At 69.4% G+C, this 7,268-nt stretch carries 4 protein-coding genes; 2 read left to right on the top strand and 2 right to left on the bottom strand.

The annotated features are described in order from the left end of the window. Positions 1-69: 69 nt before the first annotated feature. Entirely contained in the window at positions 70-966 is an 897-nt protein-coding gene (locus QB898_RS05630; RefSeq protein ID WP_279524146.1) for an ABC transporter ATP-binding protein, read from the top strand. Positions 967-1,258: 292 nt separating this feature from the next. On the opposite strand, the gene ftsY is transcribed toward QB898_RS05630, so the two are convergent. Next, a complete protein-coding gene (gene ftsY, locus QB898_RS05625; protein ID WP_279524145.1) occupies positions 1,259-2,665 on the bottom strand; it encodes a signal recognition particle-docking protein FtsY in 1,407 nt (468 codons plus the stop codon). A gap of 334 nt (positions 2,666-2,999) precedes the next feature. Here ftsY and QB898_RS05620 point away from each other — a divergent pair, with 334 nt between their 5' ends. After that, positions 3,000-4,550 (top strand): subtype B tannase, encoded by a 1,551-nt coding sequence (locus tag QB898_RS05620; protein WP_279524144.1) that lies wholly within the window; start codon positions 3,000-3,002, stop codon positions 4,548-4,550. A 26-nt stretch (positions 4,551-4,576) separates the two neighbouring features. On the opposite strand, the gene QB898_RS05615 is transcribed toward QB898_RS05620, so the two are convergent. Continuing rightward, on the bottom strand, positions 4,577-7,186 hold the full coding sequence (locus tag QB898_RS05615; RefSeq protein ID WP_279524143.1) for a PD-(D/E)XK nuclease family protein: 2,610 nt from the start codon (positions 7,184-7,186) through the stop codon (positions 4,577-4,579). Positions 7,187-7,268 lie beyond the last annotated feature (82 nt).

Here is a 7,268-nt window from a genome sequence, read left to right as displayed (position 1 = left end):
GCTGCTGGAGCCTGTCAAGCGCGAAATCGAGCGCTGGCGCGAAGCGGGCGCGCGCCGGGAAGGGCTGGCATGACGGCCCCCGTGTCCACACCCGCCCCCGCGCCTGAAGCCGCCCTCGCCGTCAGGCAACTGAACCACGCCTGGGCCACCCGCAGCGTGCTGGAAGACATCGGCTTTACCCTGCCCGCAGGCCGCGCCATCGCGCTGGTCGGCCCTTCCGGCTGCGGCAAAACCACCCTGCTGCACCTGTGCGCGGGGCTGCTGACCGTGCAGGAAGGGCAGATTGACAACCGCTTTGCCCGCAGCGCCATGCTCTTTCAGCAGCCGCACCTGCTGCCGTGGCAAACCGTGCTCGGCAACATCGCCCTGGGCCTGAAAGCGCGGCGCACGCCCAAAGCCGCGCGCCTGGCCGCCGCCCGCCGCATGGGCCACGCGCTGGGGCTGGACGACATCGCCCTGGCGCAGTTTCCCGGCGAACTCTCCGGCGGCATGCAAAGCCGCGCCGCCTTGGCCCGCGCCCTCGTGCTGGAGCCGGATTTGCTCTTGATGGACGAGCCGTTTGCCGCGCTGGACATCGGCCTCAAAGGCCAGATGCACCGCCTGCTGCTGGCCGAAATGGCCCGCCGCCAGCTGGCCGTGCTCATGATCACGCACGACGTGATGGAAGCCGTCACCCTGGCCGACACCGTCATCGTCATGGCCGGGCAGCCCGGCCGCATGGTCTGGCGGCTGGACCTGCCCCTGCCGCCCGCCCAGCGCGGCGACGACTGGATCTACCGTCAAACCAGCCTGCTGCTCGCCCAGCCCGCCGTGCGCGCCGCCTTCAACATGCCCGCCGCCCTCGCCCCGGCCAGCCCGCCCTCCGCTTCATCTGCCTTGCCCGCCACGCCTGCCGATGGCTGCGCCCCGCTGGCCAGCGGCAGCGCCATTGCCGCCGCCCTGCCTGCCGCCAGCGCGCGCTGCTGAAGGCCAGCGGAAAAGGGGCCGCCGCGCCGCTTCGCCAGCCGGGGCGGGCAAGCCTGCGCCGTCAAGCTGAATCAAAAACAGGAGCGAATTCAGAGGGTCAAAATGCCTCTTCGCGCAATGTCCTCCAGGACATCATGCTATGGATAGAGGAGCTGAAAAGTGCCATCCATCCACTGCGCATGGCCCCGCCTGAAATGCCGCCCACGCCGCAGACAGCCGATGGATGCGAAAAAAGCCTGGCCCAGGCGTCTGCGCTTTTTTGGCCCCTTGCGGCCAGGCTTTGAACAGGCCTTCAGGCCAGCAGGGCCTGGGCGAATTCGCGGGCGTTGAAGGTTTGCAGGTCTTCGAGTTTTTCGCCCACGCCGATGAAATAGACGGGCACGGGCTTTTCGCGGGCGATGGCGGCCAGCACGCCGCCTTTGGCGGTGCCGTCGAGCTTGGTGACGATCAGGCCCGTGAGCTGAATGGCCTCGTCAAAGGCCTTGACCTGCGCCAGCGCGTTCTGGCCGGTGTTGCCGTCAATGACCAGCAGCACTTCGTGCGGGGCGGTGGCGTCGGCCTTGGTGACGACGCGGCGGATTTTTTGCAGCTCCTGCATCAGGTGCGCCTGGGTGTGCAGGCGGCCGGCGGTATCGACCAGCACGGCGTCCACCTGGCGGGCGCGGCCGGCGGCCACGGCGTCGAAGCTGACGGCGGAAGGGTCAGCGCCTTGCTGGCTGATGATTTCCACGCGGTTGCGGTCGGCCCACACGCCCAGCTGCTCGCGGGCGGCGGCGCGGAAGGTGTCGGCGGCGGCCAGCAGCACGGAGCAGCCCGCGTCGGCCAGGTGGCGCGTGAGCTTGCCGATGGAAGTGGTTTTGCCCGCGCCGTTCACGCCCGCCACCATGATGACGGTGGGGCAGTACTCACCCACGACCAGCGGCTTTTGCAGCGGCGCAAGCAAATCGGCCAGCGCGTCGGCCAGCAGGGCGCGCACCTGGGCGGGTTCGGTTGCGCGGGCCTGTTTGACGCGCTGGCGCAAGTCATGGAGCAGGTATTGCGTGGCGGCCACGCCCGCGTCGGCCATGAGCAGGGCGGTCTCCAGGTCTTCATACAGCGCTTCGTCAATGTGCGTGCCGGTAAAGACGGTGGTGAGGCTGCTGCCGGTTTTTTTCAGGCCGCTTTTGAGGCGGACGAACCAGCTTGCGCGGTTTGCTGGCGGGGCGGATGAGGCCGCAGGCGAAGGCTGCGGCGCAGCCGGTTCAGGCGTGGCGGCAGGGGCGGGCGCGGGTTCAGCCTGCGGCACGGGCGGCGCGGGCGGCTCGGACAGGTCAGGCGCCGCAGGCGGCAAGGCGGCGGGCGCGGCGGCGGCAGGGGCCGCCGGAGCGGGGGCGGGGGGCGCAGAGGCGGCGGCTGCGGGCGGCGCTTCAGCAGGCGCGGCAGGCGTGACTGGCGAGACTTGAGGCGCGGCGGTTTCAGCGGGCGGTGCGCTTTCTTGCGCTTGTGATGGCGCGGCGGGGGAGGCGGGCGATGCCGGGGCCGCGCCCGTCAGGCCGCCGCGCAGGCGGGCCAGCCAGCCCGGGGCCGGCCCGGCCGGTTCCGGCTCAGGCGCGGGCGCAGCCGGGGCTGCATCTGCGGGGGCATCTGCGGAAGATGCGCCAGCTTCAGGCCCGGCTTCAGGCCCGGCTTCGGTTTTCTTGCGGCGGAAAAAGCTGAACATGTGACAAAAGCCTTTGTAGTGCGCGGCGATTCTAGGAAGGCCCCGGCAGGGCGCTGCGCTTCGCATGGCCCGGCGCCCGCCTGGCGCGCTGGCCGCCCGGGGTGGCCGATCCGGTGCATCAAAAACAGAAGCAAATTTGAAGGGGTCAAAAAGGGCTTCTGCGCTTATCCCACTAGGACGTCATGCTATTGATACAGGAGCTATATAGAGTCTGTCCCATGCATGGCCTGGGCTGTCTGTGCGCGGTTTGCGGCCCTGGCCATGCGTGCAAGGCGCGGCAAGGTGCGGTCTTGCCTGCGTCTTTTTGTCTGCCCAACCCTGAAAGGATGCTTCCATGCCCCGCCTGCCTTTCCTTCTTGCGCCGCTGGCCGCTTTGGCGCTGGCCGCCTGCCAGAGCGCTCCTTCGGCTTCTTCCGCGCCTGCGGGCGATCTGCGGCAGCCGCCGGAGGCCATTGCCGTTCAAGTTGCTTTGGCCGCGCCTGCGGCCGATCCGCTGGCGTTTGACGCCGGGCGCTACACCACGCAGCAGGTGAGCGCGGGCGGGCAAAGCGTGACGGTGCGCGCCTGGGAGGGCGTGCCTTACGTGAGCCGCCCTGCGCAAAGCGACTATCAGGTGATGAACATCTACATTCCGGAGGCTTATTTCAACGGCGGCCAGGTGGGGCGCTACGACGCCAAGACCGCGCCCATCTTCCTGCCCAACCAGATTGGCGGCTACATGCCCGCCAAGCCCGGCACGCCAGCGGCGCGCGGCATGGACGGCGGAGCCAGAAGCGATGCGCCCAACGCCATTGCCATGGCGCTGGTGAAGGGCTACGTGGTGGCTTCGCCCGGCGCGCGCGGGCGCACGCAGGCCAGCGGCAAGGCCCCGGCGGCCATCGTTGATCTGAAAGCCGCCGTGCGCTGGCTGCGCCACAACGACTCGCGCATGCCCGGCGACACCGACAAAATCATCTCCAACGGCACGAGCGCGGGCGGTGCGCTTTCGGCCCTGCTGGGCGCCAGCGGCAACCATGACGATTACGCCGCCGCCCTGAAGGAGGCGGGCGCAGCCGAGGAGCGCGATCACATCTTCGCCGTCTCCGCCTACTGCCCCATCACCAATCTGGAGCACGCCGATGCGGCCTACGAGTGGCAGTTCAGGGGCATCGACGATTACAAAAAAATCGACATCTCGATGCTCGACTACAAGGTGCAGCGCAAGACCGTGGCAGGCACGCTCAATGCGGAGCAAAAGGCCGTTTCCGCCGCGCTGGCCTCCGCTTTCGCGCCCTATCTCAACAGCCTGGGCCTCAGGAACGCCTACGGCCGCCTGCTGACGCTGGACGCCGAGGGCCAAGGCACCTTCCGCCGCTACCTGGCCGCGCTCGTGACCGCCTCGGCGCAAAAGGCGCTGAATGAAGGGCAGAACCTTTCGTCCTTCGGCTGGCTGCAAATCAAGGACGGGGAAGTGACCGGGCTGGACTTTGAGCGCTACCTGCGCCACCTGGGCCGCATGAAAACGCCGCCCGCGTTTGACGCGCTGGATCTGTCCAGCGGCGAAAACCAGCTTTTCGGCGACGCCCGCCATGACAAGCGCCACTTCACCGCCTATTCCGCCGAACACGCGCCCGAAGGCCAGGCGCTGCGCGCCGACAAGGCCACGGTGCGCCAGATGAACGCCATGAGCTACGCCGGCTGGGCGGGCAGCTGGACGGCGCGCTACTGGCGCATACGCCAGGGCAGCAAGGACAGCGACACGTCGCTGGCCATTCCCGCCATCCTCGCCCTCACCCTGCAAAACCGCAGCTACGTCGTGGACTTCGCCCTGTCCTGGGAGCGCCCCCACGGCGGCGACTACGACCTGGATGAGCTTTTTGCCTGGATGGACGCCATCGACCCGTAACGGCCGCAGCCCGTTCCGGCGGGCGGCTATGGCCGGGGTGAGGCGGGCGCTTCGCTCCAGAAATCGCGGCGGCACAGGCCGCGCGCGGCGCACCAGGTGCAGGCGCTGCCTTCGCCCAGCGCCGGCAAGGGCGCGCCCGCGGCGATGGCGCGCATGTCGTGCGAAACGCCTTGCACAAGGGCGTCCCGCAAGGCGGTGAGGCTGGGCTGATCGACGGTCTGGACAGGCGCGCGTTCGCTGACGCTGAGGTAGGCGGCCTGCACTTCGTCATCGGGCAGCAAGGCGGCGTAAAAGGGCAGCTGGATGTCTTCGGCGTCTTTCACGCGGCTCTTGGTGCGGTCCAGGCTTTCGGTTTTGTAGTCCAGCAGCAGGCGCCGGGGGGGCTGGCCGGGGGCGCTGTCGATGCGGTCGATACGGCCCTGCAGGGTGACGGGGCCGAGGGCTGAGGCGGCATCTTCTTCACCGCGCTCGTAGTGATGGCCTTGCTTTTCATGCTGCGCCAGCCAGTCCAGATAGCTCTCGCGCAAAGCAGGCCACTGGGCGGAGAAAGGCAAAAAGTCGCTTTCCGGCAGGGCTTTTTCTTGCGTGACGACCTGGGCGGCTTCATCCAGCCAGGCGGCGCGGGTGGGGCGGTCTGCTTGCGGGTCGGCTTTCAGGCGTTCATGAAAGTGGTGGAGCGTGGCGTGCAGCCAGTTGCCGAAGTCGCGTTTGTCAGGCCCGGCATCGAGTTCGGGCGCTTCCTTCAGATTGAGCTGGCGCAGGGCGAAAAAGCGGTAGGGGCAGGCGCGCAAGTCGCCATAGGCGCTGGCCGAGAGCGTGACAACCGGCAGGGCGCTGCCTTGCGGCGCGGGGCGCGGCGTGGGCGCGGGGTCAATGGCGCGGGTGGAGCAGGGATCGTCTGCCGTTTCATTCAGCCCCAGTTGCAGCGCGAGATGGCGCACCAGCGGGCTGGCGAGCAGGGGCTGGCCGCGCTCGTCGCCTTGCCGCCAGAGCAAGTCCACACAAGGCACGGCCAGGGCGTGCTGCCAGGCGGTTTGCTGGGCGGCCTGCTGCGCAGCTTGCGTGGGCAGGCGCAAGTGGGCGCGCTGCGGCGGCGTCCACAAGCCGGGCGGCTCGGGGGCCAGGGGCAGATGGTTTTCATCGCAGCCGGGCAGCACCAGCGCGGCAAGCGGCCGGCCCATGACTTGCGCCAGCGGCAGCAAGATGAGATCGGGCTGGGGCGCGGCAGGCGGAATGAAGCTGGCGGCTTCCAGCGCGTCAGCCGCCCAGGCGGTGAATGCGGGCAGGCTCAGGCGCTGGCGGGCGGCGGGCAGTTCGTGCAGGGCAGCGGTGTCCGTCAGCAAAAGGGTTTCCAGCACGCGCGCGCCAGCGGCGTCTTGCGCCAGCGGCTCCCACTGGCCAGCAGCTTGCAGCAGATCGCGCAGGGCCGTCAGCCAGGCGGGCAGGGCGCGCGGGGCCTGGCAGGCGGCGCGCGCGGCATGGATGGCTTGCAGGGCCTGCTCCAGATGGGGCGGCGCGTCTTCCGGCAGGCTCTGGGGCCACTGGCTCACGGCATGGCGGCGCAAATAGGCTTCCAGCTCGGGCACGGCGCGCGCGGGCCAGGCGCTGGCGGCGGGGGCGAGCTTGAGCCAGGCCAGCACGTCGTCGCTGCTGGCCTGGCGGGCGCAGGCGTGCAGGGCAGCCATGAGGATGGCGGCGGACTGGGTGGTGGAGAGCTTCCAGCCCGTTTCGTCGCGCACGTTCAGGCGCTCGCCCAGCAAGGCGCGCACGCGGCGCATGAGGGCGCGGTCGCTGCTGGCCAGGGCCACGGGGGCGCGCCCGGCGGCCAGGTGCGCCAGCACGCAAGCGGCGGCGCGCCGGGCTTCGCTTTCTGCATCCGGCGCGGGGTGCAGGCGAATGCGCTCTGCGGCGGATGAAGCCTCTGGCGCGGGCGGCGCGGGCAGCGGCAGGGAAATGGATTTTTCAGGGGTGAAAAAGTCAATGAGCGAGCCGGTCAGCTCGTCGGCCTGCGCGCCATGAAAGGCGATGAGCGCATCCGTTTGCTCCAGCGTGCGCGCAGCAAAAAGCACGTCGGTGGCGTAGTCGCTGGCGGCGGCCCAACGCAGGGCCAGGCGCATCAGGGCGTTTTCGTGCGCCAGCCAGCCATCAGACGGCGCAGGCACGGCTTCAGCGGCCCAGCGGCCCCAGTCCGCCCGCTGGCGCGAAGGCACGGCGGCGGCCAGCGGAGCCACTTGCAGGGCCGCCTGCACCAGCAAAGGCGTGAAGGCGTCGCGGGCAGCATCACGCGGCAGCGCCATGCGCGCGCTTTCCAGCAGGTCGCGGGCAGTGAGCGCGTCGCGCGCGGCGCTGAAGCTGATGTCATACGGGCCGGGCGTGAAGCAGGCCAGGCGCTGCGCCCAGGTGTGCGTGGTCTCGAAGTGCGGCGCAAAACCATCGGGATACAGCGCGGCCCACTGGCTTTGCGCCACCGGCAGCAGCTGCGCGAAAGGCAGCAGCACCACGCTGCGGGCCGGATGCGCCTTGCATACGTCCAGGTGCTCTCGCACACGCGCCAGCGCCTCGCGCCAGAGGGCCAGGGCGGGCAGACCGGGGGGGGCGCCGAGGGAAGAATCAGGAGGAAAAGCAATGCCGTTCATGGCAAAGAGCTGTGCAAGAGGCCGCAGACGGGCCGTGAAAGTTTCTGCAAAAATAGAATGACTTTATCGTTACACAGGAGCC

The organism is Ottowia cancrivicina, from assembly GCF_029813755.1.
In the GTDB taxonomy this organism is placed as follows: domain Bacteria; phylum Pseudomonadota; class Gammaproteobacteria; order Burkholderiales; family Burkholderiaceae_C; genus Ottowia; species Ottowia massiliensis.
Note: the sequence above shows the minus strand (reverse complement) of the source record. Positions and strands in the feature narration are given on the sequence as shown.